The sequence below is a fragment of the Nocardia sp. NPDC087230 genome, from assembly GCF_044744725.1.
Taxonomy (GTDB): domain Bacteria; phylum Actinomycetota; class Actinomycetes; order Mycobacteriales; family Mycobacteriaceae; genus Nocardia; species Nocardia canadensis.
On the sequence record NZ_JBIUYV010000004.1, the window covers coordinates 363,426 to 387,104 of the forward strand.

Below are 23,679 nucleotides of genomic sequence, written 5' to 3' on the forward strand. Positions count from 1 at the left end.
AGCGTGGCTTCTACGATCGGCGCATGGCCACAGTCGATCGCCTCTACACCGGACATGTCACCGCGAGCGGGGCCGCCCAGCAGCGGGATGTGCCCGGCGCCCGCATCGTGAAGATGTCCGTCGGCCCGATGGACAACAACACCTACCTCGTGCAGAGCACCGCCACCGGTGCCGCGATCCTGATCGACGCGGCCAACGACGCCGCCCGCATCCTCGAGCTGACCGGCCAGGAGACCCCGGGCCAGATCGAGTTGATCGTCACCACCCATCAGCACCCCGACCACTGGCAGGCGCTGTCCGAGGTCGCCGGCGCCCTCGGCGTCGCGACCGCGGCCCACCCCCTCGACGCCGCTCCGCTGCCGGTGCAACCCGACCGCCTGCTCGCCGACGGCGACACGGTCCAGGTCGGCGATATCGTCCTCGAAGCGATCCACCTGCGCGGCCACACCCCCGGCTCCATCGCGCTGGCCCTCGTCGACGGCGCGGGCCGGGCCCACCTCTTCACCGGCGACTCCCTGTTCCCCGGTGGCGTCGGCAAGACCCACCACCCGGCCGACTTCGACACCCTGCTCACCGATGTCACCACCAAGCTGTTCGACCGCTTCGCCGACGACACCGTCGTCTACCCGGGCCACGGTGACGACACCACCCTCGGCGACGAGCGTCCGCACCTCGCCGAGTGGCGCGAACGGGGCTGGTGAGTCCGACGGACAGAAAAACGGCACCTGGCCCGGGCCATGATGCCGTTCCTCCGACGGTTCTGACGCCGCCGACTCCTGACGGTGGATTACACCGCCGACCCGATGCCGGCCATGGGCATAGCGAGCAGGATGGACAGTAGATCAGGCTGTCGGCCTGCCGACAACGCTCCGGCCAGCAGATTCTTGGCGGGTCATGCGACTCCGGATCGCGATGGTGGGGGGTCGCGCGGAGATCTCTGAGGGCAACCTCCTTCGAGGAGCCGTTGGTACGAAAACGAGGGTTCGCGCAACAGAGGGATGCTTGTGGAACCTGCGTGCTCCCGGTCCAGGGGGACCGGGAGATGCCGCCCGCCTGGCGGACGACCAGTGGGAGGGCTACCCGGTTGACCAGACCGCCCAACTCGGTGTCCTGGTGTCGTCGCAGGGCACCAATCCCAGTACACGCCCCTGACCAGGCGATTGTCGAGTGGTTGGACTACTCGAATCGGTGTCGCGTCCGCTGTCCGCGGTGGGGTCAGTGCGCCGCGAAGGCGGGTCCGGTCAGGGTGAAACCCAGATCCGAGGCGTAGGCGGGCACCGTCCATTGGTCCGCTCGACGGTCGACATCGCCGCGCGCCTGGACTGGACCGGCGGTCGCGCCATCGGTAGTTCACCGGACCGGAATCCGGTGGTGACCGCTGGCATGATCGGCCGTCGGTCCGACCTGGCAGACTGATCAGGATGAAATCGGGTTTCCCGCGAACGGCCGCACCTGCCCCGGATGCTCGGCGCTCGCACGGGCTCGCGTCGTCGGTCTCGCGGTGGATCGGCCGGATCATCGCCGGGGCGGTGCTGATGGGGGTGGTGCTCGTCGCCGGAACGGCCTTCCGGGTGTGGCAGGTCGCCCGGATCGACGACTACACCAACGCCGACGCGATCGTGGTGCTCGGCGCCGCGCAGTATTCGGGCACCCCTTCGTCGGTGTTCGAGGCGCGGCTGTACCAGGCGTGGCGGCTCTACGAAGCCGGTGTCGCGCCCCGGGTGATCACCGTCGGCGGCAAACAGGAGGGCGACCTCTACACCGAGGCAGCCTCGGGCAAGCGCTACCTCGAGGACAAGGGCGTCCCCAGCGCGGACATCCTCGCGGTGGAGACCGGATCGGACACCCTGCGCAGCGTCGAAGCGGTCTCGACCGCCATGCAGGCGCGCGGGATGTCATCGGCCGTACTCGTGAGCGATCCGTGGCATTCACTGCGGACCAGGACGATGGCTCGCGACGCCGGACTGGACGCGTGGACCGCGCCGACCCGCACCGGACCGGCGGTCTACACCAGGGAATCGCAGTTCCACGGCATCGCCCGCGAGACCGGCGCGCTGCTCTGGTACCAGCTCACCCATTTCTCGGCAGACTTCTCTTACACGGCGGGACAGTGAGATTCGATGACCGACAGCTACACCCCGCACGACCGGGAACGGATGGTTCACGAGCCGGGTAAGACCGCCTGGCCGGGCGCCGCGGACAAGGGCCACCGCAGTGAGTTCTCCCGCGACCGAGCCCGCGTGCTGCACTCCGCGGCGCTGCGCCGTCTGGCCGACAAGACCCAGGTCATGGGCCCGCGCGAGGGCGACACCCCGCGCACCCGGCTCACCCACTCGCTCGAGGTCGCCCAGATCGGCCGCAGCATCGCCGACGGCGTCGGCGCCGACCCCGACCTCGTCGACCTGGCCGGCCTCGCCCACGACATCGGCCACCCGCCCTACGGTCACAACGGCGAACGCGCCCTCGACGAATTCGCCGACGCATACGGCGGTTTCGAAGGCAACGCGCAGAACCTGCGCATCCTGACCCGCCTCGAACCGAAGGTTCTCGACCCCGCCGGAGACAGCGCCGGCCTCAACCTGACCCGCGCCGCGCTCGACGCGACCCTCAAATACCCGTGGGGCAGAAGCGGTTCCGGCACCAAGTTCGGCGCCTACGAGGACGACCTCGAGCGCCTGGCCTGGGTCCGCAAGGACGCGCCGGACCGCAAGCAGAGCCTGGAATGCCAGATCATGGACTGGTCCGACGACGTCGCCTACTCGGTGCACGACGTGGAGGACGGCGTGATCGTCGGCCGGATCGACCTGCGCGCCCTGGCCGACCCCAGCGAACAGGCCGCCCTCGCCGAACAGGGCCACGGCCAGCACCCCGACCAGTCGATCGACGCGCTCGCCGCCGCCGCGCAGCGGCTGTCCGAACTCGACGTCGTCGCCGACGCGGTGGACTACGACGGCACCTTCGCCGCCTCGGTCGCGCTGAAGCGGCTCACCAGCGAGCTGGTCGGCCGGTTCGCGACCGCCGCGATCGCCGCCACCCACGAGCGCTACGGGCCGGGCCCGCTCCTGCGCTACGAGGCCGATCTGATCGTGCCGCCGATCGTGGCCGCCGAGGTCGCGGTCCTCAAGACCGTCGCGCTGCGCTATGTGCGCTCCGACCGCGGCCACCTGGCCCGTCAGCAGACCCAGCGCGAGCGGGTACAGGCCGTCGCCGACCGCCTGCTCACCACCGCGCCCGCCCACCTGGACGACCAGATGCTGCCGTGGTGGAACGCCGCCACCGACGACACCGCCCGGGTGCGCGTGGTGATCGACCAGATCGCCTCCTACACCGAGAGCCGCTTCGAGCGCGTCGCCGCCTCGCTGGACTGCCGCTGAGCGGACCCGACTAGACTCACTCATCGTGGCCGGACGAATCCCAGATCGCGATATCGCGGCGATCCGTGACCGGGTCCGGATCGAAGATGTCGTCGGTGAGTACGTGGCGCTCAAGCGCGCGGGCGCCGACTCGATCAAGGGCCTGTGCCCCTTCCACGACGAGAAGTCGCCGTCGTTCCACGTGCGGCCCAACCACGGCCTGTTCCACTGCTTCGGCTGTGGCGAGGGCGGTGACGTCTACAAGTTCCTGCAGCAGATCGAGCACATCGGTTTCGTCGAGGCCGTCGAGCAGATGGCCGACCGCATCGGCTACCAGATCAACTACGAGGGCGGCGGCACCTCGGTCCAGCGCGACCGCGGCACCCGCTCCCGGCTGGTCGCCGCCAACGCCGCCGCGCACGAGTTCTACGTGGCGCAGCTGCGCGAACCCGAGGCCGAGACCGCGCGCAAGTACCTGACCGACCGCAACTTCGACGCCGCCGCCGCCCAGCAGTTCGGCTGCGGGTACGCCCCGGGCGGCTGGGACGTACTCACCAAGCATCTGCTGCGCAAGGGCTTCGAGTTCAAGGAACTGGAAGCGGCCGGGCTGTCCAAGCAGGGCAAGCGCGGCCCGATCGACCGGTTCCACCGTCGGCTGCTCTGGCCGATCCGCAACCTCGGCGGCGAGGTGATCGGCTTCGGCGCGCGCAAGCTCTTCGACGACGACACCATGCCCGGCAAGTACGTGAACACGCCGGAGACGTTGCTGTACAAGAAGTCCCAGGTGCTCTTCGGCCTCGACCACGCCAAGCGTGAGATCTCCAAGGGGCACCAGGCCGTCGTCGTCGAGGGCTACACCGACGTGATGGCCATGCACCTGGCCGGGGTGAAGACCGCCGTCGCCTCCTGCGGCACCGCCTTCGGCGAGGAGCACCTGCAGGTGCTGCGCAGGCTGCTGATGGACGACAACTTCTGGCGCGGCGAGATCATCTACACCTTCGACGGTGACGCCGCGGGCCAGGCCGCCGCATTGAAAGCCTTCAGCGGCGACCAGCGGCTGGCGGGCCAGACCTACATCGCCGTCGCCCCCGACGGCCAGGACCCGTGCGAGCTGCGTCAGCACTCCGGTGACGCCGCCGTCCGCGACCTGGTCGCGCGCCGAACCCCGCTCTACGAGTTCGTGATTCGCGGTCTGCTCGCCGAACACAACCTCGACGATGTCGAGGGCAGGGTCGAGGCGCTGCGCCGCACCGTACCCGTGGTGGCCCAGATCAAGGACAACGCGACCCGCAAGGGTTACGCGACCAAACTGGCGGGCTGGGTCGGCTGGGACGACATCCAGCTCGTCGTTCGTCGCGTCGGCGAGGAAGCCAAGAAGAACCGGATGGGCGGCACCGCCGGTCCGGGCGCCAAGCAGGCGGGCAAGTCCGGCGGCGAGCAGTTCGCCGCGCCGCGGGTCGAGGAGAGCTCGGTGCGCCCGGCGCCCAACGATCCGGTGCTGCTAGCCCAGCGTCAAACCCTCAGCGCCGCACTGCAATACCCCGGCATCGCGGGTGTGGTCTTCGACTCCATCGACACCGCCGCGTTCACCCACCCGGCCTACGTGGCGCTGCGCATCATGATCGCGCAGGCCGGTGGCACCGCGGCCGGTCTCGGCGGCGCGGAATGGGTCGCGGCTGTGGCCGACCACACCGACGACCTGATGACACGCGCCCTGGTCTCCGAGCTCGCCAACGAGCAGCTGCCGGTGCGGTCCCAGAACGACATCCCGCGCTTCATCACCGGTGTCATGGCGCGCACCCAGGAGGCCTGGGTGGGCCGCCAGATCGCCGAACTGAAGTCCAAGCTGCAGCGACTGTCGGCCAGCGAAGAGCCCGACACCTACATGACCCTGTTCGGCGACCTGGTCGCGCTCGAGCAGTACCGCAAGAGCCTCGCCGCCCAGGCGATGGGCAGCGAGGGCTACGCGGCCGGCGCCTGAGTCAGCGGCGCAGCTGGTTGTGCGGGATCAGCACCGTGGTGCGCTCGTCGATCGGCTCCATCGGCTCCAGCTTCGGCTGCGTGCTCAACTTGTCCGACAGCTTCTGCCGGCTCACCGACACCAGCTTCCTCGTCACCGGGCTCCCCGCGACGGCCCGCGTCGCCGCACTGATCTGCTCGTAGCGCGCGCGCCCGGCCTTGGTGCCCAGCACATAACCGGCCGCTACGCCGATGATCAACCGCAGCATCTCCTGGAGCTCCTCCCACGTCTGTGTGCGGGCTCCATCCTGCCCCAGCGGCCCCACCCCTGTCGATCCGGCCACCGTTCGTCGGCACATCGTTATACGCCGCATGTCCGCAGGTAGCGGCCCGATTTGGGAACCTGCGATGCCATGCGCTAAAGTTTCATCTCGGTCAGCCCGCCAAGGCAGACCGCCTGAGTCTAACGGTTCAGGAGAGTATTCCCCTATAGCTCAATTGGCAGAGCAGCCGACTGTTAATCGGCAGGTTTCTGGTTCGAGTCCAGATGGGGGAGCATTACCAAAAAGGTCAGGCACGGTTATTGTGCCTGACCTTTTTGCGTTTGCGGAGAGCAACCATAGAGCGCCAAGATTCTCTGCTCGCACTCGGTGGCGTCAACCCGTCTGGCAATGCGGGTCGCTCGTTTCGCGAGATCTGGCCGCCCGGAGTCTTCCGACCCGGCGGCGGATTCCTCGCTGAATCTCACTGCCCGCAGCGCGTTGGACGTGCCAGGTGGCGACGATCAGGTTGCTGCGGGAGGTGGGCTCAGCGGGGTCGAGGCGGGTCATGACACGAATGAACTTGTGTACTAAGAGGTTTCACGGGCTTCAACTCCTCGTCGTTGCGGGATGTCGGCCGAACCGATCGTCAACTAACGGTTGACGATAGTCCATGCGTCAACTACTAGTTGACGCATGGCGAGAGTTCGTGAGTAGTGCTCGCCGACAGCACATCGAACCGAGGAGTGGCAATGGAAGCCATCGACAGCGTCGCGCAGCGGCAAGCCGAGTCATCAGGCAGACGGGCGACGGTCATCGGGGCAGGGATCGCCGGGCTGGCTGCCGCGGTGCGATTGCGGCAGGAGGGCTGGGATGTCGTCGTGGTCGAACGTGCGCCCAGTCGGCGCAGTAGCGGTTACCTGGTGAACCTGCACGGGCCCGGGTACGCCGCTGCCGAGCGGCTCGGGTTGCTGCCGGCGTTGACCCCGCGCGATATCGGCTTCTTCACCTCGGTCCTCGTCCACGCTGATGGGCGGGAGAAACTCAGGGTTCCCGCCGCCGTCACCGAGGCCGCCGTCGGGGGCCGGGCCTTGAGTGTGTTCCGCGGTGATGTGGAATCGGCACTGTATGACGCCGTCGCCGAGTTCGCCGATATCCGTTTCGGCGTCACGGTGCGGGCCATTACCCAGACCGCCGGGGAGGTCGACGTCACCCTCAGTGACGACACCCGCCTGCGCAGCGAACTCCTCGTCGGCGCGGACGGCGTGCACTCCCGGGTTCGAGAGCTCGTATTCGGTGCCGAGTCGGAGTATTTCGTGGACCTGGGCCATATGGTCGGCGCATTTCCGCTGGAAACCTCGCCTGTCCACCTGCCCGACGGTGTCGGCACCACGTTCATCGGTCCCGGCCGCACGGGCGCGGTGATGAACCTGGGGCCGGGAAGGTCGTCGGCGTTCTTCGCCTATCGCTGCCCCGACCCTGCCGCCGAACTCGCTCTCGGCGCCGCCCCCGCCCTCACCCGAGCGTTCGGGGATCTCGGCGGCGGTGTCGCCGAGGCGCTTCGTCAGCTCGAGCCCGACACCGCCTACTTCGATTCCGTCGGCCAGATCGTGATGGACCGCTGGAGCCAGGGCCGCGTCGTCCTGGTCGGTGACGCGGCCTGGTGCGTAACGGTCTTCGCCGGGTACGGCGCCGCCCTCGCCCTCGACGGCGCCGACCGGCTCGGCACCGCGCTCGCGGCACACGGCGACGATATCCCCGCCGCCCTCGGTGCCTGGGAAACGGCGTTGCGGCCCGAGGTGGACAAGCGACAGGCGTTGGCGCGGAAGGGAATCAGCCGATTCGCCCCGGCATCTCGCGCACAGGTGTGGGCGGGCGAAATGATGCTGCGCGCAATCCAGCTCCCCGGCATCCGCGGCTTGGTCCGACGCTCCATCCAACGCGCCAACAACTAGCCGCCGGTTCCGGCCGGACGGCGGACGATCGGCGCGCTAGAGCCCCTTCAAGGCATCCTGCAGCGCCAGGTCGATGTCTTCGGGCGCGACCCCGAGCTCCTCCGCGACTTCCTTCTCGGCCCTGGTCACCGCCTTCTCGATGGCTTCTTTGACCTTGAGTTCACCGATGACGACGAGGCCGGCTTGGCCGGGGTCGATGAAGTCACCGAGTTCCTTGACCTTCGAGCGGGACATGCCCCGGGCGAGGTGGCCGCTGACGCTTCCGATCACGCCGCCGACGGCGGCCGAGGCGAGGACCCCGGGCGGGAAGATCACTCCGAGTACCGCGCCTGCGGCGATACCGCCCCAGGCGCCGTGGCGGGTGGCGGTCTCGTCCTTGTTCTCGTGCACCTTGCCCTTGGCGTCCTTGGTCACCACCGCCGCGTCGTACGATCCGACCAAGCCCTCGGCGTGCAGGTCCTTGACGACCTGGTAGTCCTGTCGAGCCGTGGCTTCGTCCGGATAGGTCGCGAGATAGAGGAATGTTTCGTCGTCGGTCTTGGACATCGTGTTCTCCGTTCCGATAGGCGGTCGGTCGACCACGAAGCCAGGGTTCTCCGTCGACTTCGGCCGGTCATCACCCGTACCGGATGAGATAGCGAAACCTCTTGTCGGATCGACGTCGATACGAGCCGTCGTCGCTGCGTCGCCAGCTGGGCATGTGCAGGACGCAGGTAGTACGCCCGGGAATTGGGGTAGCTGTGTACTCGCGTCGGCCGGTTCACCTCTTCGTACGTTGAGAGCGGCACACAATCCGCGGCTGACGTGGCGATGGGCATCGGAAGCCGCTCGGGAAACGAGGAGTCCGCATGTCTACCGCCATGACCACATTGACGTCGCCCAAGGGGAAACCGCTGACGCTCGTCGGTGATGCGAGGGTGTCGCCGAACTCGGTGTATCCGCGCGTCGAACCGCCGTACGGGGACGAACTCGGCTCCGTTCTCGAGATGTCGGACTACGAGCTCGCCGAAGCGCTGCGGCCGGTGATCTTCAACGACGGCAAGGAATACACGACCGACGCGCCGAACACCTCGTTCGTCGAGCTGCTGCGGGCCGACCGCGATCGGCGCACGTCGTCCTACACCGCGCTGCCGCGCTCGGAGTCCGAACACATCGACGCCAAGTCGCTGCACGCGCTGTCGGGCATCATCGGCACCGACAACCGTGTTGTGCGCCGTGACAACACGGTGTATCCGATGAGCACGGTCACCTACCTCGCGCTGCCGGGCGGCGGATACGCCGGGTCAGGGACGATGGTCGGGCCGTCGACCGCGGTGACCGCGGCGCACGTGGTGCACAACGGGACGAACTGGCTGCCGTTCGCGTCCTTCGCGCCCGGTACCGATCGTCAGGACCCCACCCCGATGCCTTTCGGCAGCCACGGCGGCTACAACGTGACGGTGCCCGGGGGCTGGGTCAACAACGCGGGCGGTGACGCGCGATTCGATTACGCCGTCATCGAGTTCTCCGGTTACGGGGACTTTCCCGGCCGGGCCTCGGGGTGGAAGGGCCTGTGGGTCGCGCCCGACAACGTGGTGACCGGCAACCGGATGTATCTGTACGGACATCCCAGTGACAAGGCGCAGCCGCAGATCTGGGGCAACGAAGGCAACGGGCTGCTCAACGGCCAGTACATCAACTTCTTCATGGACGCGTGGTATGGCGACAGCGGTTCCGGCCTCTACGTGTACGACACCGACGGCTGGCCCTACGTGGTCGGCGTGCTCCGCGGGGCCGCGGGCGCGATCGGTGACAACTCGAAGCCCAATTTCGGCCGTCGGATGACGCGCGACGTCTTCGACTTCATCGTCGAGTACTCGGCGTTGTAGGAGGAATCATCATGTCCGACATCATCTCCGCCGAGCCGGAAGCCGGCGTCGCGTTCGACACGGTCGTCCCCGTCGAGAAGCCGTTGCAGTCCGACCTGTCGGTGCTGCCCGAACTGCTCGAGGTCGATCTGCTGGTGCGCGCGGCCGAGGCGCGGGCCAAGTTCAACGTCGACGGAACCGGCATGACCGTCGCCGTGCTCGATACCGGGCTGCGCACCACCCACGTCGATTTCGCCGGTCGGGTCCGGGCGAGCCGGAACTTCACCACCGACAACAACGGTTCGCCCACCGACGCGACCGACGGCCAGGGGCACGGCACCAATGTCGCGGGCATCATCTGCGCCGGCGGCGTGCACACCGGGATGGCGCCGCGCGCGAACGTCGTGCCCGTCAAGGTGCTCGACAACTCCGGTGGCGGTAGCTTTCTCGCGATCCGTGACGCACTGCGGTGGGTACTGGCCAATCGGGCGGCGCTCGGCATCTCCGTGGTCTGTGTGTCGCTCGGCGCTTCGGACAACAACACCTCGGACGCGGGTTTCGCCGGTGACGGCATCGGCGCGGAGTTGCGCAAGCTCACCGACGCCGGGGTCGCCTGCTGTGTCGCGGCGGGTAACGACTACTTCGGGCACAGCAGCGCCCAGGGGATGAGCTACCCGGCGATCTTCCGTCAGACGATCAGTGTCGGCGCGGTCTACGACGCCGACGAGGGATCGTTCAGTTACGGATCCGGGGCGACCGCCCTGTCCACGGCGCCGGACCGGATCACGCCGTTCTCGCAGCGCCTGCACGCGACAGCGGGGGGCGACTGCGCGACCGACATCTTCGCGCCCGGCGCCCCGACGACCTCGTCGGGGATCCGCAACGACACCGGTGAGTCGATCCAGCACGGCACCAGTCAGGCCACCCCCGTGGTCGCCGGCGTCATCCTGCTGGTGCAGCAACTGCATCTGCGGGCGACCGGGACGCTGCCCTCGGTCGCCGATGTCCGCAAGTGGCTGCTGGCGGGCGCGGTGCCGATCGTCGACGGTGACGACGAGCACGACAATGTCGTCCACACCGGGCAGACGTTCAGCCGGATCAGCGCGCTCGGTGCGCTCACCGCGTGCGCGAAGGACGTCGCGCGGACCGCGCTGATCGAAGCGGGCATCGACCGTTCGCGGGTCTGAGGACCAGGAACGCCGATCGTTCGGCCGGGCGCGGGTTCGACCCGCGCCCGGGCGCCATGGGCGGGCTGTTCTTCGAGCCCGCGAGCCGGGCCGGCGGCGAAGCGGCGCGGTCCGAGGTCGGTTGGTCTCCTGAGACAAACTTGTTAAGCGAAATTCTCCGGAGGAGAGGAATGTGAGCAGGCGGGTATCGAGGTGGTGACGTGGTCTCGAAATGCCTGTTGATCTCCGGTAACGTAAACACTCCGACTGGTTGCGGACAGTGCTCCGGAATCCGTCTGTCAATGGTGACATGTGAGGTTTTCTAATGCGTGGAGCATCGTCCGGGCCGCAGGCCACCGCGATTCGCGGGAGCGCCGCACCCCAGTTCCGGGAGGCTATCGACCGGTTCGGGCGGCTGTTCGACGGCGGGCGCGGCGGTGGTGCGCTGGCGGTGTACCAGCACGGACGGCGGGTTGTCGACGTGTGGGCCGGGTGCGCGGATGCCGCGGGCACGGTGCCGTGGCAGGAGAACACCGCGGCGTTGTCGTATTCGACGTCGAAGGGCGTCACCTCGACGGTGCTGCATCTTCTGGCCGAACGCGGGCTGGTGGACTACCGGGCGCCGGTCGCGGAGTACTGGCCGGAGTTCGGCGTGAACGGCAAAGCGAAGATCACCGTCGCGGAGGCGATGAGTCATCGGGCCGGGCTGTCGCGGATCGGCGTGTTCGCCCATACCGCCGATGAACTCGCCGATCATCGGTTGATCGAGGAACGCCTCGCCGCCGCCGCACCGGACCGATTCCGCGGAATTCCCGCTTACCACGCGATTTCGTACGGAACCATCATCGCGGGCATCGCCAGGTCGGTGACCGGCAAGAGCATGGGCGAGCTGTATCGCACGGAGCTGGCCGAGCCGCTGGGTGTCGACGGTCTGCACCTGGGTACCCCCGGCCCCGACGCGCGCACCACCGTGGCCGTGACGCACGGATCGACAACGCCGCTCGGAATTCCGCAGGCCGAGATGATGATTCGGCTCGCCTCGCGTACGCCGGTGCCCGGCGCGGGCTTCCTGCGGTCGATCTACACCCAGGGCATCGACCGCCTGGCCCACGGCGCCGACCCGGCCATCCTCCGCGGTGAACTGCCCGGCGCGAACGGAGTGTTCACCGCGCGCTCGCTGGCCGCCGTCTACAACGCGATCGCCACCGAGTCGCCGCTGTTCTCCCGCAAGCGGGTGCGCACCATGGCGCGGCTGCAATCGGTACTGCCCGACCGAAATCTCCTGCTGCCGATGGGCTGGCGGCTGGGCTACCACTCCATGCCGGTGCCGGGTGCGCGAAACGCGTTCGGGCACATCGGTTTCGTCGGATCCGGCGGCTGGGCTGATCCCGCGTCGGGGCTGGCCGTCGGGTTCGTGCACAACTGGGCGCCGGAGGCGCTGTTGCTGCCACGCGACCAGTTCGTCCTGCTCGGGCTGCTGGCCGCGGTGGTGCGCGGCGCGGGCGCCGAAGCGGGCGAACCGGTCGAGCTGCCGCTGGCGGTCTGACCCGTTTCGCTACTTCGCGGTGCGCGAGTCGCCAGGTGGTCGATCGTGGTGCGCCGACGCCGGGGGCTCATCGCCGCGGCGCGACGTCGATCGCGGCAGGGGCTGTGTGTCACCCGATAGAGGGTCGATGGCGGTTCCCGTGCCCGCGACGATCGCGCGCGAGGCAGCGACGTCGCCGCTTCGGTCGGGATATTGCGAAACCAGGGCGGTGAGCACGCGATCCCAGGTGACGGCCGGGAGTTCGTGGCCTATGCCGTCCAGAGCGAGCAGTTCGGCGCCGGGGATCTCGTCGGCCAGGGCTCGACCGTTGCCGGAGGGGAAGAACGGGTCGTCGGTGCCGTGGACGACGAGGGTCGGCGCGGTGATGTCGCCCAGGCGCTCGCGCCAGCGCGGGCCCGAGTCGACATAGGCCAGGTTGAGCGCGCTCGCGGCCGCATCGGTGGTGCGGTCGACCATCGCGGTCGCCTGCTGTCGCGCCTGCTGTTCATCGAAGCCGTGGGCGCCCGCGAGTACCCGGGCCTGTTCGACGCGGTAGTCGATCACCGCTGCCCGGTCGGACCAGTCCGGGAGCGGGTTGCGGGTGAACGACGCCATGACCCGGTCCGCGTGTTCGGGCAGGTCCGGGTCGGCGGGGCCGGGCGCGGTCGGGCGGGTGTTGATCAGGGTCAGCGCCGAGACCCGGTCGGGGTGGTCGAGTGCGGCGAGCTGGCAGATCCACCCGGCCACGGAGAAGCCGACCAGCTGGGCCCGCGCGAGCTCGAAGACATCCAGGAGGCCGAGGAGGTCGGCGACCAGGTCGCGGAGGGTGTAGCCGGGGGAGCCGCACGCATAGGCGGTCGAGCGGCCGGTGTCGCGGATGTCGTAGCGCAGGACGAACCGATCCGCCTCGGCCAGCTTGCGGCAGAACTCGTCTTCCCAGAACAGCACCGAGGTGCACGGCAGCAGCACCGGGGGCTGTCGCCGATCGCCGAAGGTGGTCGCGCACAGGTCGACATCGCCGACGGCGACCAGCTGCTCGGGTGATTGTCGAACGGGCACGGCGACTCCTCCGCTGGGTGCGTCTTGTCAGAAGAGACGACGGCCCGGCCCGGAACTCATCGGTCCGCGCAGGCCGTCACGGCACGAAGGGGGTGGTGGTGCGGGCGGTGTGCAGGGCCGTGGCCCACCAGGTGAGCTGGTCGAGGGTGGTTTCGACGGTGTCGTCGAGCTCGGGGTCGCGGCGGGGCCAGGAGCCGTCGACGGCGAAGCGTTGCCAGGCCTTGGTGATGGTGACGGTGCGGCGGATCGGGACGGCGTTGAGTTCGCCGAAGACCTGACGCAGCTGGGCGGCGCCGTGGCCGCCTTCGGCATCGCGGCAGTAGGTGACCACACAGACCGGCTTGGCGGCCCATTCGATGTCGAACCAGTCGATCGCGTTCTTCACCGGCGCCGGGAAACTCCGGTTGTACTCGGGGGTGACGAGCACGAAGGCGTCGGCGGTCGCGAGCCGGGAACCCAACGCGCGCACCGGGTCCGGGCGGTCGTCGTCGAGGTCGGGGAGCTGGTGGGGCAGCTCGGCGGTGGCCAGGTCGATCCGGTCCAGGCTCAGTTCGGGGCGGCGGGCGAGGCGACCGGCGAACCAGTCGGCCACCAGCGGGCCGAAACGGCCTGTGCGGGTGGACCCGACGATCAGGGCCACCCGCATCGGCTCGCGCATCAGGCGTCCTTGACGGGCGCGTCGAGGAAGGCGGGGATCATCGGCAGCAGCAGCTCCGGGCGATGGGGCGCGGTGATGTGCGAGGTGCCGGGCAGGATCGCGAGCTGGGCATTCGGCAGGCCCGCGGGGGTGTCACCCATGATGCCGCCGCCGAAGAGCCGGAACATCTCGACGGCGTGCTCGGGCCGGACGATGTCGGAGTCGCCGATCACGGTCAGCGTCGGGGCCTTGATGGTGCGGGCGGCCTCCGGGGACACCGACGGCATGCCGTGCACGTCGTGGTCGACGACCCGGGCCACCAGCTGGGGGAAGTCCTCCGGTCGCGGAGCATTGGCCAGGTAGTCGGTGTGGAACGTCGAGCCGTGCAGGTGCTCGGGCTTCAGCTCGTCCATCCCGTCCATCAGCCCGGGGTGCATGGCCTCGACGCCGAGTCCGCCCGAGAGCAGGACCTGCTTGCGCACCAGTTCCGGGTGGCGCAGCGTGATGTCGAGCGCGACGCCGGCGCCCATGCTGTAGCCGAGCAGGTCGATCCGCCGGATGCCGAGCTGACCGAGCAGCGCGACGGTGTCCTCGGCCATCTGTGGCGTGCGCAGCGGGCGGTCGATATCGGCGGTGCGGCCGTGCGCCTGCTGCTCGATCGCGATCACCTCACGGGTCTTGGACAACTCGGGGATCAGCTCGGCGAAGTCGGTGCCGATGCCCGACAGCGCGCCGTGCAGCAGCACCAGTGGCGGCTGGTCGGTCGCGACGCCATGGCGCTCGTAGTACATGTGCAGGCCGTTGACCTCGGCGTAAGCGCCGGGCGAGCTGGGCGCGGCGGTCTTGTCGGTGCCGCAGGCGGACAGCAGCGCGGTGGCGGCGATGCCGGCGATCAGGGCGAGGGCGGTGAGTTTCATGTCGTGCTCCTGTGGTGTGTCGATCTCGTTGGGACCACAGTGCGCCCGGGGGCTTCCGGTTTGTTTACGGTCGGATTCCGGTGCGCGCGGAACCCGCTAGGGTGCGGATATGCGTTTCGGTGTGCTCGGTCCGCTGACGGTGTGGACCGACGGTGGTGACGTCGTGCCGGTCCCCGGGACCAAGGTCCGCGCCCTGCTGGCCGACCTGCTGCTCGCCGCCGGTCAGCCGGTGTCCGCCGACCGGTTGATCGATGACATCTGGGGCGAGGACCCGCCCGGCAATCCCGCGGGCACCCTCGCCGCCAAGGCCTCGCAGCTGCGCCGAGCGCTCGAGGACGCCGAACCCGGCGGTCGCGATCTGGTCGTGTCGCCGCCGCCCGGATACCGCCTGGCCACCACCGCGGTCGACGCTTTGCGGTTCCGCGCTCTGCTGGCCCGGGCCCGCGCCCACACCGACACCGGACAGCGGATCGCGACATTGACCGAGGCGCTGGCACTGTGGCGCGGACCGGCCTTCGCCGACTTCCGCGACGCGGAATTCCCCCGCTCGGCCATCGCCCAGCTGGAAGAGCTGCGCCTGGTCGCGGTCGAGGAACTGGCCGAGGCCCGGCTCGCCGAGGGCGAATACGGCGCGGTCGTCGGTGAGCTCACTCGTTTCGTCGCGGAACATCCCCTGCGGGAACGGCTGCGCGCGGCCCAGCTGCGGGCCCTCTACGGCGCGGGCAGGCAGGCCGACGCGCTCGACGGCTACGAGGACCTGCGCAGGCAACTGGCCGACGAACTGGGGCTGGACCCGAGCCCGGAACTGGTCGACCTGCACCGGTCGATCCTCGGCCACGACCCCGACCTGGTGGTCGCTCGTCCGCGCGCCGTCGTCCGCAGGCGCATGACGAACATCCCAGCGCCGCGCACCGCATTGATCGGCCGCACAGCCGATCTCGACGCGTTGAGCCGCGCTCTGGACGACTCGCGCCTGGTGACGTTGATCGGCCCGGGCGGCGTCGGCAAGACCCGCCTCGCCACGGCGACCGCGGCGGCCCGCGGCGATCGCGCCGCGCACGGCACCTGGCTCGTCGAGCTCGCGCCGCTGGCCTCGGCCACCACCGATGCCGACCGCATCGCCGACACGGTGGCACAGGCCGTGGGCGTCCGGCTCGCGGACGGCGCGGGTTCGGCGGCGGCGCTGGGGGAGGCGCTGGCCGAGCAGGATCTGCTGCTGGTGCTGGACAACTGCGAACACATCGTCGAACACGTGGCCGACCTCACCGAGGCCCTGCTCGGCGCGGCTCCGCGGCTGCGCATCCTCGCGACCAGCCGCGAACAGCTGCGTCTGGCCGGTGAAGACGTCGTCACGGTCGAACCGCTCACCGTGCCGCCCGCCGGCAGTGACGTGTCCACGATCGCCGAGTCGAACGCGGTGCGGCTCTTCGTGACTCGCGCGCAGGCGGGCGCGCGGGAGTTCGCGCTCGACGCGGACAACGCCGACGCGGTCGCCACGCTGTGCCGCAGGCTCGACGGCATCCCGCTGGCGCTGGAGCTGGCCGCGACCAGGGTCCGCGCGCTCGGTGTGCACGAGATGGTGGCCCGGCTCGACGACCGGTTCCGGCTGCTGGCGACCGGGCATCGTGGTGCCCCGCCGCGCCAGCAGACCCTCGCGGCCATGATCGATTGGAGCTGGGGGCTGCTCGACGAGGACGAGCGAGTCGTGCTGCGCCGCTTGGCCGTCCACGCCGGCGGCTGCACCTTGGCGGCGGCCGAATCGGTGTGCGCCGCCGAGATCGACGGCGCGGCGGCGCCGGTCGCGCCCGCCGTGGTCGCCGATGTGATCGCCCGGCTGGTCGACCGATCGCTGGTCCAGCAGAGCGGGCGCCGGTATCGGCTGCTCGAATCGGTGGCGGCGTTCAGTCTGGACCGGCTGGCCGAGGCGGGGGAAGACGTCGCGGTGCGGCGGGCGCATCACCGGTACTACCGTGCGCTGGCCGAGCGCGCCGCGCCCGAACTCCACGGCGCCGACCAGCAACGATGGCTGTGTCAGCTCGACAGCGAGGACGCGAATCTGCGCCTGGCGCTCGATGATTCGCTGCGGGAGGGCGACGCCGACGCGGCGCTCGGACTCACCGACGCCCTGTCGTGGTACTGGCTGTTGCGTGGCCGCCTCGGCCTGGCCCGACGCTGGTTCGACGCGGCCCTCGCGCTGGGTGGCAGCGCGCACCGACGGGCGCCGGTGGCGGCCTGGCAGCTCACCGCGGCCTTCCAGCAGGGCGACTTCACCGAGGCGAGCACGCGCCGCGCGCAGGTGTCGGCGGGGCTCGCCGCCCTCGACGACCCCGCCGTGCGGGTGCGCGCCGAAGTCGTCCTGCTGACCGCGGCGCTGGACGCCGGCGCCAACCAGGACCTGGAAACCTCGGTGCGAGAGTTGCTTTCGGAGTGCCGGGACCTCGGCGACCGCTGGAGCGTGGCGACCATCCAGGTGGCGCTGGCGAAGTCCGCGCACAGCCGAGCCGATGTGGCGGCGCTGACTCGCTACGCGAACGAAGCGGCGCGGTTGTTCGCCGAGCTCGGCGATCGGTGGGGCAGGCTGCAAGCCGCCGAATGGCTCGGTGGTCTGGCCGAGCTGACCGGCGATCTGGCCGGTGCCGCCGAGATCCATCGCGAAGCCCTGGTGCTGGCCAGAGAGCTGGAGTTGTGGGGGCAGGCCGCGTCGCACCTGTGCTGGCTCGGTTGGATCGCCATGCAGCACACCGAGTTCGACGCAGCGCGTGATTTCGCCGAGCAGGCGATGGTGCTCGCGGCCGAACAGGGCGACGGCGCGGGCCGGTTGTTCGCCTCGATCGTGCTCGCTTTCACCGCGCGCCGGGACGGCCGTCCCGAGGAAGCGGAGCGACTGCTGCGCGCCCTGCTCGCCGATGCCCCCACCGACCCCGCCGGCGACGACGAGATCCCGCTGTTCGTCCCGATGCTCCAGGTCGAACTGGGCTATCTGCTGGAACTGGGCGGCGAACCCGCCGCGGGTCTGGCCCAACATCTGCGCGCTTTCGACGGTTCCCAGCGGATGGACGCGCCCCGCGACGCCGCGTTCGCCCTCGGTGGCGCGGCCGCCGCCACCGCTGCGCTCGGCGAATTCGCTACCGCCGCACGCCTGCTCGGCGCTGCCGAGGCGCTGCGAGCCGGCACCGGCATGCCGCTGCTGCCTGCCGAAGAACCCGATATCGACCGCGCCACCGCCATGGTCCGCACCGGCTTGGGCGCGGACGCCTTCACCGAAGCCCACACCGCCGGACTCGCCTTGACACCGGGCGCGGCGCGCGCACTCCTCGACACGGTCGCCGTGGTCTGATCCCGCAGGCTCAGGGGTGGTCGAGGCGGCCGCCGACGAGCCGGAGAACGCTGTCGCGCAATACGATCTGAGCCTCCGGCTGGGTCATCCGCCCGGCTCTGACCTCGTCGCCCGCCGCATGGCTGACCGCCACGATCGCCGTGACGAGCCACTGCGGTGTGACCGTGTCGGTGAATTCGCCCGCCTGCTGCCCACGGGTGACGAGGCGGAGCAGGCGGTGGTTGACCGGCAGCTGGCGGTCCTCGTCGCGCTGCCGGGCGAACGCGCCGACGTGGTGAGCCAGGGGCGAGACGCGGAAGAACTGCCAGCCCACGTCGAGCATGCGCAGCAGCGCCGCGGTAGCCGGCCCGCTGTCGAGGTCGGCGGCCTGCATGGCTTCGGCGGCGCGGCCGGTCGTGCGGTCGACGACCGCGTTGATCAGGTCCTCGCGCGAAGCGAAGTGCGCGTAGACGGTCTGCCGGGTCACCCCCGCCTCGGCGGCGATGGCGGCCATGCCCGCGTCCGGTCGGGTGGCGAGCAGGCGGGTGGCGGCGTCGAGGACGGCCGCCCGGCTGCGGGTGGCGTCGGCCCGTCGCTTCGGTGCCCGTGATGCGGTCAAAGTCTTACACCCTTGTCAAAGTTACCTGGTCGAGTCTAATCTTTACAGCACTGTAAGAATTCTACGGCTGGAGTGTCATGGACCCCGCATCACCCCGCTCGCCCGAGCGGTTCATCGCCGATTTCTTCACCGATTTCACCGCCGCGGCCCTCGACAGCGACGCCGATCCGGCCGAGGTGGTCGACCGGTTCCACGCGCCCGAGGTGATCCAGGTCGCCGACGGGATCCGGCTCGACCGTGACCGGCTGATCGCGCACCTGCGGCCGGTGCGCAAGAACCTGCGCGACTACCGATTCGAGGTGCACGAGGTGATCGCGGACGGTACCCGGATGGCCGCCCGGCTGACTGTGCACGCCACGCTGCGCACCACCGGGTCCGTGGCCACGGAGGTCTTCCTGTTCGGTGAGTTCACGCCCGACGGCAAGCTCCGTCGCGCCGACCAGCTCACCCGCCGCGTCGCCGCCGCGTGACCGGCCGAGGAGAACCCGTGCTCGTCCGCTCGCTCGCCCTGGCCACCACCGGCCTGCTCGCCGGTGCCTTCGGCTACGGCGCCGCCAATCTGGTGCCGACGTTCCATCGTGTGCCGTTGCGGATGCGCCTGGAATTCCATACCGAACTCATGCGCAACAACAGCATCAGCATGCAGGCCACGATGGCCGCGGCGGCGCTGAGCTGCCTGGCCTTCGCGGTGCTGACGTCCGGCCGGCGCCGGGTCGCCGCCGCGGCCGCCACGGCGTTGGTGGTCGCCTCGTTCCTGATCACCCGCTGGGGCAATGTGCCGATCAATCACCGGATCAACCGGTGGGTGACCGACGGTGCGCCGACCGACTATGCCGCGATCCTGGCCCGTTGGGATCTGTTCCACTTCCTGCGCACCGGCACGTCGTTCGTGGCATTCGCCCTGGTCATCGCCCTCGTCGTGGGGATGCGGCGGGTGGGGGAACGTGACATCGAGCGGCCGAGTTGATTCACTGTTTTCTGAATACAGAATCAGCTGTACTATCGGAGATGTGAGCACCACGATGCACGGCGACGCGCTGTCCCGATTCGGCTACGCGCTCTCGGACCCGACCCGGACGCGGATTCTGCTGAGCCTGCGCGCCGGGCCGGGCTATCCGTCGGAGCTGGCGGACCAGATCGGGGTATCGCGGCAGATCCTGTCGAATCACCTGGCCTGCCTGCGCGGTTGTGGACTGGTCGTCGCCGTGCCCGAGGGCAGGCGCAGCCGATACGAACTGGCCGATCCCCGGATCGGGCGCGCGCTCGACGACCTGGTCGGGCTGGTGCTCGCGGTCGATCCGGCCTGCTGCCCGGCCGCCGCGACCCAGGACTGCTGCTGATGGCGGAACTCGGGGTACCGCTGCTGGTTTCGGATCGACAACGGGTGCTGGCGACCAGGATCCGGTGGCTCGTGGCGGCGACGATCACCTACAACGTGGTCGAGGCGGGCATCGCGCTGACCGAAGGCGCGCGGGTGTCCTCGACGGCGCTGATCGGGTTCGGGCTCGATTCGGTGATCGAGGTGTCGTCCGCGGCGGCGGTGGCCTGGCAGTTCGCCGGCCGGGACCCACACGCGCGGGAGAAGGTCGCGCTGCGGATCATCGCGGTGTCGTTCTTCGCGCTGGCCGCCTACGTCACCGTCGACGCGATCCGGGCGCTGACCGGCGCGGACGACGCGCGACACTCGCCGATCGGCATCGCCTTGGCCGCCCTGAGTCTGGTGATCATGCCGGTGCTGTCGACCGCGCAGCGCCGGGCGGGCCGTGAACTCGGATCCGCGTCGGCGGTGGCCGATTCCCAGCAGACCATGCTGTGCACCTATCTGTCCGCGGTGCTGCTGGTCGGGCTCGTGCTCAACGCCTCGCTGGGCTGGTCGTGGGCCGACCCGATCGCCGCGCTGGTGATCGCGGTCATCGCCGTCAAGGAAGGGCGCGACGCCTGGCGCGGCGACACCTGCTGTGTGACACCGCCGATCGGCGCTCGCGACTGCTGTGCTGGATGAGAGGAATCGGCCATGGCGGTGACGGCACTGGTCCTGTGTGTGATCTTCGGTGCGCTCGGATTCGGGTGGCGCAGCCTGCGGCAGTATCGAACGACCGGCTCCACCGGATTCCGTGGCGTCAGCGGCCGTCCCGGCTCGCTCGAATGGCTGGCCGGGGTGGGCTTCGTCGCGGCGATCCTCGTCGGCCTCGCCGGGGTGGCGCTCCAGCTGACCGGCATCGTGGCTCCGCTCGAGTTCCTCACCGCCACGATGATTCAGCTGATCGGCGTCGTGCTGGCGGTGGCCGGTATCGGCGCGACCCTGGTCGCTCAGAACCAGATGGGCGCCTCGTGGCGCATCGGCGTCGACGCCAGTGAGACAACGGCGCTGGTGCACACCGGCGTGTTCGCCCTCGTGCGCAACCCGATCTTCACCGCCATGCTCGTCTTCGCGGCGGGGATCGCGCTGATCGTCCCGAACATCGTGGCCCTGGCGGCGTTCGCGCTGCTGCTCGGGACGATCGAGGGACAGGTTCGGGTGGTGGAGGAGCCGTATCTGGCGCGCGTCCACGGCGTCGGCTATCGCGAATATTGCGCCAGGACACCACGATTCGTGCCCGGAATCGGGCGGTAGCGGCAGCTCGTCCCGATCAGGACGGCCGCGTGCGCGGCGTGACCAACCCGGATTCGTAAGCGATGACGACGAGCTGGGCGCGATCGCGGACGTGGAGCTTGGTCATCGCGCGGTTGAGGTGGGTTTTGGCGGTGTGCGGGCTGATCACCATGTGGGCGGCGATCTCGTCGTTGGACAGGCCGTGAGCGGCCAGGGCGACGGCTTCGCGTTCGCGGGCGGTGAGTTCGCGCAGTGCCGAATCCGTGGCGGGGGTGTGCGGGGGCTGGGTGACGTAGCGGGCGATGAGGCGGCGCGTGATCGAGGGGGCGAGCAGGGCGTCGCCGCGGGCGGCCACCCGGATGGCGTGCAGGAAGTCCTCGGGTTCGATGTCCTTGACGAGGAACCCCGCCGCGCCCGCGCGCAGCGCGTCGAAGACGTATTCGTCGAGGCCGTAGTTGGTCAGGATGACGACGTGCACCGCGGCCAGAGCCGGGTCGGCCGCGATGCGGCGGGTCGCTTCGATGCCGTCGACGCTCGGCATCTGGATATCGATGAGGGCGATGTCGGGCAGGTGCCGCCGGGCCAGGTCGACGCCTTCGCGTCCGTCGGCCGCCTCGGCCACGACCTCGATATCGTCCTCGATGTCGAGCAGCGCCCGGAAGCCGCTGCGGATGAGCGGCTGGTCGTCGACCAGCAGCACCCGGATCACGCTCGCACCACCGGTAATTCGGCGTGCACGGCGAATCCGCCGCCGACGCGCGGCGCGGCATGCAGGTGCCCACCGAGCGCGGTCACCCGCTCGCGCATCCCGAGCAGGCCGACACCGGGCAGCGGCGCGGTGGCGGGGGTGGCCCGGCCGTCGTCGGCGACGTCGACCACGAGAGTGTCCGCGCCGTAATCGATGCGCACCGAAGCCGTGTCCGCGTGCGCGTGGCGGGTGACATTGGTGAGCGATTCCTGCACGATCCGGTAGGCGGTCCGGTCGACGGCGGCGGGGACATCGGTGCGGGTGCCCGCGATGGTCAGCGTCGCGTCGACGCCCGACAGGCGCACGCGCTCGACCAGTTCGCCGACGTGGGCGAGCCCCGGCCGCGGTGCGCCGTCGTCGCGCAGCGCTTCCAGCGTCGCCCGTAGCTCGCGGGCCGCCTCGCGCCCGGCCTCCCGGATGGCCAGCAGCGCCTCGGGCACCTCCTCGCCGCGTTTGCGCGCGACGTGGACGGCCGCCTCGGACTGCACCTTGATCACCGAGATCTGATGGGTGAGCGAATCGTGCAGTTCCCTGGCGATGTGCAGGCGTTCCTCGTCGGCGCGGCGGCGCGCGGTCTCCTCCCGGGTGCGTTCGGCCTCGTCGGCGCGGCGCTCGGCCTGCCGCAGCGCCTCACCGGCGGCGGCCGCCGCGATCAGCCAGGCGATCTCGAGCGCGTCGCGGGACCGGGCGAGCGCGGCGGCGGTGTCGTGCAGGGAGAGCATGGCGGCGAGCGGAAGGGTCGCCAGGAGCAGGATCGAGGCGGCGAGCGTCACCCAGCGGTGGCCCGCGCGCATGGCGAAGTACACCGCGAACAGGAACGCGACGGCGGGCACGTCGAATCCGAGTGCCTGGGACCCCAGCGCGCAGGCTCCGGTCGCCACCAGCACCGCCACCGGCGCCCGGCGCCGGGCCGCCAGCGCCAGTCCACCGGCGACCAGCAACGCGTATCCGAGGGGCCGCGTCTCGGTCGGGGACGGTTGCCGGGTCAGCGCGGTGATCAGCAGGACCGCAGCCACGCCGACCGCGATCGCCCAGTCGCCGATCCATGCCCTGCTCATGCCAGCACCCTAGTCCGATCGGCGGCGCGGCGAGTCCGGCGACGGGATGATCCGCGACTACCGCGCTCGCGGTATCCGAGCCGGTGCTACCGCCTCGGTGGTAGCCGATACCGCGGGCGTGGCAGCGTGGATTGTCCACGGTCGCACGACGACCGGACCCGGGGCGCGGGGCGACGATCGAGCGGTACGCAGCAGATCGAAGGAGCACCCCATGTCGTCTTTCCGTCACCTCCCCGGCGCCGTCGCCGCCGTTCTGGGCGCCGGGCTCGTCTCGGCCGCGCCGGCGTCCGCGTCGACCGTTCTCGTCGCGGACGCCTACGGCCTGACCGCCGACCGCGCGATCGCGACCTCGGCCGCGTTTCTCGCCCTGTTCGGGGCCGTCCTCGGCGGGATCGCGCTGGCGCGGCCGTCGAGTGTCCGGGCCGCGTTCGCGGTGGGCGCGGCGGTGATCGCCGCCGTTGTCGGAGTGTTCGTCGTGGTCACCGCCGACGGTGGTCTCGGCACCGGCAACGGGATCGCGGGCGGGTACATCGCCGGCGTGGTCGGGGTGCTGGGCGCGGCGCTCGGCGGGCTGGCGTTGGTTCGCGCCCGACGGATCGGCTGACCGGCTCCTGGGGCGCGATGGATTCGAGCGTCCGGGAGTGCCCGCCGACGGATGCGGCGGACA

General features: G+C 70.1%; 23 protein-coding genes and 1 tRNA gene. 16 read left to right on the plus strand and 8 right to left on the minus strand.

Going from position 1 to position 23,679, the window contains the following annotated elements; genetic code table 11:
* Positions 1–23: 23 nt before the first annotated feature.
* The 4 genes from ACIO52_RS17315 to dnaG all read left to right on the plus strand — a co-directional run bounded on the left by ACIO52_RS17315 (position 24) and on the right by dnaG (position 5,334).
* Complete coding sequence (locus ACIO52_RS17315) at positions 24–701, plus strand: MBL fold metallo-hydrolase (protein WP_218721598.1); 678 nt, start codon at positions 24–26, stop codon at positions 699–701.
* A 720-nt stretch (positions 702–1,421) separates the two neighbouring features.
* On the plus strand, positions 1,422–2,114 hold the full coding sequence (locus tag ACIO52_RS17320) for a YdcF family protein (RefSeq protein WP_402644875.1): 693 nt from the start codon (positions 1,422–1,424) through the stop codon (positions 2,112–2,114).
* 6 nt (positions 2,115–2,120) lie between these two features.
* Positions 2,121–3,374, plus strand: a complete 1,254-nt coding sequence (locus ACIO52_RS17325; protein WP_218721602.1) for a deoxyguanosinetriphosphate triphosphohydrolase — start codon at positions 2,121–2,123, stop codon at positions 3,372–3,374.
* 25 nt (positions 3,375–3,399) lie between these two features.
* A complete protein-coding gene (dnaG, locus tag ACIO52_RS17330) occupies positions 3,400–5,334 on the plus strand; it encodes a DNA primase (RefSeq protein WP_402644879.1) in 1,935 nt (644 codons plus the stop codon).
* A gap of 1 nt (position 5,335) precedes the next feature.
* Here the strand turns inward: dnaG and ACIO52_RS17335 are convergent, their stop codons facing one another.
* Positions 5,336–5,581, minus strand: coding sequence for a hypothetical protein (locus ACIO52_RS17335; RefSeq protein WP_218721605.1), 246 nt, complete (start codon positions 5,579–5,581; stop codon positions 5,336–5,338).
* A gap of 214 nt (positions 5,582–5,795) precedes the next feature.
* Between ACIO52_RS17335 and ACIO52_RS17340 the strand changes: the two genes are divergently transcribed.
* Both ACIO52_RS17340 and ACIO52_RS17345 read left to right on the plus strand, forming a co-directional pair.
* Positions 5,796–5,868: transfer RNA gene (locus tag ACIO52_RS17340), tRNA-Asn, on the plus strand.
* Between the two features lie 456 nt (positions 5,869–6,324).
* Positions 6,325–7,527, plus strand: a complete 1,203-nt coding sequence (locus ACIO52_RS17345) for an FAD-dependent oxidoreductase (protein ID WP_402644882.1) — start codon at positions 6,325–6,327, stop codon at positions 7,525–7,527.
* 36 nt (positions 7,528–7,563) lie between these two features.
* Here the strand turns inward: ACIO52_RS17345 and ACIO52_RS17350 are convergent, their stop codons facing one another.
* Positions 7,564–8,073 carry a DUF1269 domain-containing protein gene (locus ACIO52_RS17350; protein ID WP_402644886.1) on the minus strand — a complete coding sequence of 170 codons (510 nt, stop codon included), beginning with the start codon at positions 8,071–8,073 and terminating at the stop codon, positions 7,564–7,566.
* Between the two features lie 302 nt (positions 8,074–8,375).
* Between ACIO52_RS17350 and ACIO52_RS17355 the strand changes: the two genes are divergently transcribed.
* The 3 genes from ACIO52_RS17355 (at position 8,376) to ACIO52_RS17365 (ending at position 12,086) form a co-directional block, all read left to right on the plus strand.
* Positions 8,376–9,395 carry a serine protease gene (locus tag ACIO52_RS17355; protein WP_218718962.1) on the plus strand — a complete coding sequence of 340 codons (1,020 nt, stop codon included), beginning with the start codon at positions 8,376–8,378 and terminating at the stop codon, positions 9,393–9,395.
* Positions 9,396–9,406: 11 nt separating this feature from the next.
* Positions 9,407–10,561, plus strand: a complete 1,155-nt coding sequence (locus ACIO52_RS17360) for a S8 family serine peptidase (RefSeq protein ID WP_402644888.1) — start codon at positions 9,407–9,409, stop codon at positions 10,559–10,561.
* 304 nt (positions 10,562–10,865) lie between these two features.
* A complete protein-coding gene (locus tag ACIO52_RS17365) occupies positions 10,866–12,086 on the plus strand; it encodes a serine hydrolase domain-containing protein (RefSeq protein ID WP_402644890.1) in 1,221 nt (406 codons plus the stop codon).
* A 9-nt stretch (positions 12,087–12,095) separates the two neighbouring features.
* On the opposite strand, the gene ACIO52_RS17370 is transcribed toward ACIO52_RS17365, so the two are convergent.
* The 3 genes from ACIO52_RS17370 to ACIO52_RS17380 form a co-directional block, all read right to left on the minus strand.
* On the minus strand, positions 12,096–13,124 hold the full coding sequence (locus ACIO52_RS17370; RefSeq protein WP_402644893.1) for an alpha/beta fold hydrolase: 1,029 nt from the start codon (positions 13,122–13,124) through the stop codon (positions 12,096–12,098).
* A 76-nt stretch (positions 13,125–13,200) separates the two neighbouring features.
* Positions 13,201–13,782: an NADPH-dependent FMN reductase gene (locus ACIO52_RS17375; protein ID WP_218718959.1), complete on the minus strand. Its 582-nt coding sequence runs from the start codon at positions 13,780–13,782 to the stop codon at positions 13,201–13,203.
* On the minus strand, positions 13,782–14,678 hold the full coding sequence (locus tag ACIO52_RS17380; RefSeq protein ID WP_402644897.1) for an alpha/beta fold hydrolase: 897 nt from the start codon (positions 14,676–14,678) through the stop codon (positions 13,782–13,784). The genes ACIO52_RS17375 and ACIO52_RS17380 overlap by 1 nt, the downstream gene beginning before the upstream one ends.
* Before the next feature lie 109 nt (positions 14,679–14,787).
* Here ACIO52_RS17380 and ACIO52_RS17385 point away from each other — a divergent pair, with 109 nt between their 5' ends.
* Entirely contained in the window at positions 14,788–18,015 is a 3,228-nt protein-coding gene (locus tag ACIO52_RS17385) for a BTAD domain-containing putative transcriptional regulator (protein WP_402644900.1), read from the plus strand.
* A gap of 10 nt (positions 18,016–18,025) precedes the next feature.
* Here ACIO52_RS17385 and ACIO52_RS17390 read toward each other — a convergent pair whose 3' ends face one another.
* A complete protein-coding gene (locus tag ACIO52_RS17390) occupies positions 18,026–18,613 on the minus strand; it encodes a TetR/AcrR family transcriptional regulator (protein ID WP_316573935.1) in 588 nt (195 codons plus the stop codon).
* A gap of 77 nt (positions 18,614–18,690) precedes the next feature.
* Between ACIO52_RS17390 and ACIO52_RS17395 the strand changes: the two genes are divergently transcribed.
* Genes ACIO52_RS17395 through ACIO52_RS17415 form a run of 5 tightly spaced genes read left to right on the plus strand, consistent with a single transcriptional unit; the run spans position 18,691 to position 21,227 of the window.
* Positions 18,691–19,083 carry a nuclear transport factor 2 family protein gene (locus tag ACIO52_RS17395; protein ID WP_218718955.1) on the plus strand — a complete coding sequence of 131 codons (393 nt, stop codon included), beginning with the start codon at positions 18,691–18,693 and terminating at the stop codon, positions 19,081–19,083.
* Between the two features lie 17 nt (positions 19,084–19,100).
* The gene (locus tag ACIO52_RS17400; protein WP_218718954.1) at positions 19,101–19,580 is read left to right on the plus strand and encodes a DUF1772 domain-containing protein; all 480 of its coding nucleotides are present in this window, start codon (positions 19,101–19,103) and stop codon (positions 19,578–19,580) included.
* Between the two features lie 55 nt (positions 19,581–19,635).
* Positions 19,636–19,953 (plus strand): metalloregulator ArsR/SmtB family transcription factor, encoded by a 318-nt coding sequence (locus ACIO52_RS17405; RefSeq protein ID WP_218718975.1) that lies wholly within the window; start codon positions 19,636–19,638, stop codon positions 19,951–19,953.
* Complete coding sequence (locus tag ACIO52_RS17410) at positions 19,953–20,615, plus strand: cation transporter (RefSeq protein ID WP_402644904.1); 663 nt, start codon at positions 19,953–19,955, stop codon at positions 20,613–20,615. Before ACIO52_RS17405 ends, ACIO52_RS17410 begins: the two co-directional genes overlap by 1 nt.
* Positions 20,616–20,627: 12 nt before the next feature.
* Positions 20,628–21,227 carry a methyltransferase family protein gene (locus tag ACIO52_RS17415; protein ID WP_402644907.1) on the plus strand — a complete coding sequence of 200 codons (600 nt, stop codon included), beginning with the start codon at positions 20,628–20,630 and terminating at the stop codon, positions 21,225–21,227.
* Positions 21,228–21,243: 16 nt separating this feature from the next.
* Here ACIO52_RS17415 and ACIO52_RS17420 read toward each other — a convergent pair whose 3' ends face one another.
* Positions 21,244–21,915 carry a response regulator transcription factor gene (locus ACIO52_RS17420; RefSeq protein ID WP_218718951.1) on the minus strand — a complete coding sequence of 224 codons (672 nt, stop codon included), beginning with the start codon at positions 21,913–21,915 and terminating at the stop codon, positions 21,244–21,246.
* A complete protein-coding gene (locus ACIO52_RS17425; RefSeq protein ID WP_316573938.1) occupies positions 21,912–23,012 on the minus strand; it encodes a histidine kinase in 1,101 nt (366 codons plus the stop codon). The genes ACIO52_RS17420 and ACIO52_RS17425 overlap by 4 nt, the downstream gene beginning before the upstream one ends.
* Before the next feature lie 211 nt (positions 23,013–23,223).
* On the opposite strand from ACIO52_RS17425, the gene ACIO52_RS17430 reads away from it, so the two are divergent.
* Complete coding sequence (locus tag ACIO52_RS17430) at positions 23,224–23,616, plus strand: DUF6223 family protein (protein WP_342800045.1); 393 nt, start codon at positions 23,224–23,226, stop codon at positions 23,614–23,616.
* Positions 23,617–23,679: the final 63 nt, after the last annotated feature.